Source organism: Dokdonia pacifica, assembly GCF_900188275.1.
In the GTDB taxonomy this organism is placed as follows: domain Bacteria; phylum Bacteroidota; class Bacteroidia; order Flavobacteriales; family Flavobacteriaceae; genus Dokdonia; species Dokdonia pacifica.
Map to the genome: position 1 here is coordinate 1 of NZ_FZNY01000030.1, position 1,162 is coordinate 1,162.

The 1,162-nt window shown below is 43.5% G+C and carries 1 protein-coding gene; it reads left to right on the forward strand.

Annotated elements, in window-relative coordinates:
- Window positions 1-1,162: DUF7507 domain-containing protein (locus CHB80_RS24350; protein WP_218823106.1), on the forward strand; the 1,162-nt coding region annotated here is incomplete at both ends.

Below are 1,162 nucleotides of genomic sequence, written 5' to 3' on the forward strand. Positions count from 1 at the left end.
CTGATCCAAGTGGCGCTATGGTGATGGATGTATCTGATTCAGGTAATGCAGCAGATGATACAGGAGCGGATGATGATGTCACTACGACACCTATCGAATCCACTCCAATGATTGTACTTATCAAGACAAGTACATATGTAGATAATGCACCAGTTGGCTTGAATGTAGGTGATCAGATAGATTATGTGTATACTGTTGAGAATACGGGCAATGTTACTGTAAATGATATTACGGTAGGAGAGACTGTGTTTACAGGAACAGGAGTAGCCCCTACACCGATATACCAAATGGGTGGTGGAGATTTAGATGGCGATGGTGATGCTTTTGATGCAGCCCCAATGGATGTATTGACCTTTACGGCGAGTTATGTATTAACTCAAGAAGATATCAATGCTGGAGAAGTGAGTAATGAGGCGTTAGCTACAGGAGAAGACCCAAGTGGTGATCCAGTAACGGATGCATCAGACTCTGGTAACCCAGCGGATGACACGGGAGCAGATAATGATCCTACCACGACAGATTTACCAGTGATGTCTGAGATTGTTTTAGCGAAAGCGGTATCGGCATTAACTGATACCAATGGTGATGGCTTATTAGGCGAAGGGGATATGGTGACCTACACTTTTACGGTGACCAATACAGGAAACACAACGGTTGATAACTTAACCATTACAGATACGACGATTGGCTTGGATGCAGCAGTAGTAGCACCATCTAGTTTAGACCCTATGGGAGTAGGAGTTGTAACAGCAACCTATACCCTTACCCAAGATGATGTGAATGCTGGAAACGTAGAGAATTCAGCAACAGTAAATGGAACAGACCCTGATGGTAATCCAGTAAGTGATGTATCAGATAGTACCAATGCAAATGATGATGAAGGACAGCCTGGTAACTCAGATGCTGATACGGATGACAGCAATGATCCAACGAACCTACCTATTATCGCAACGCCTCAATTAGACTTAGTTAAGACAAGTGCTTATGAGGATACTAATGGTGATGGTGTTGTAAGTCCAGGTGATATGATTTTATACACCTTTGTGGTGACCAATACAGGCAATGTAACGGTAACGAGCATTGATGTCACCGATACGAACCTTACCCCGAACTTGGTAGGTACGATAGCGAGTTTAGATCCTATGGCGAATCAGACGCTTGT